Below are 471 nucleotides of genomic sequence, written 5' to 3' on the forward strand. Positions count from 1 at the left end.
TTTGACGATGATAATTACAAAATTTTCAATTCACTTGATACTATCTTTCAAGTACAAAAAGAAAGCAACGATCCAATGATGTATGAAACAGCGTTTATCTTCTCAAAGTGTTTATCAAAGGTTGATAAAGAAAGATACAACATTTTAAAAAAGCGGTGTGGAGAAAGTATCAATCAGTTAAAATACTGTGTTTTTAATTTAGATAACAATTATTATTTAAACACAAAGACGTTAAGAAATTTCATAAAGCAAGAAATAGAAAAGAGTTTCTATTAAAGAACCAAATATCTCAAAAAGAACTTTGAATGATTTCTTATCTGGAAAAACAAAACAAATAAAGCCGAATACATTGAGAAATATAATATATAATCTTGAATTTGAAATAAACACCTCTCTTGCTATTCCAATAATAAAAGAACTAAAAAAGAAAGATATAGACAAAAAGTTTGAAGAAAACTTTTACAAATTTAT

1 pseudogene is annotated in these 471 nt (G+C 24.8%); it reads left to right on the plus strand.

The features are described from left to right. A pseudogene (locus tag NAAC61_RS10910) lies at positions 1-276 on the plus strand (hypothetical protein); the annotation flags it as partial. Positions 277-471: the final 195 nt, after the last annotated feature.

Origin of the sequence: Petrotoga sp. 8T1HF07.NaAc.6.1 (assembly GCF_016772115.1) — a bacterium.
In the GTDB taxonomy this organism is placed as follows: Bacteria; Thermotogota; Thermotogae; order Petrotogales; family Petrotogaceae; genus Petrotoga; species Petrotoga mobilis.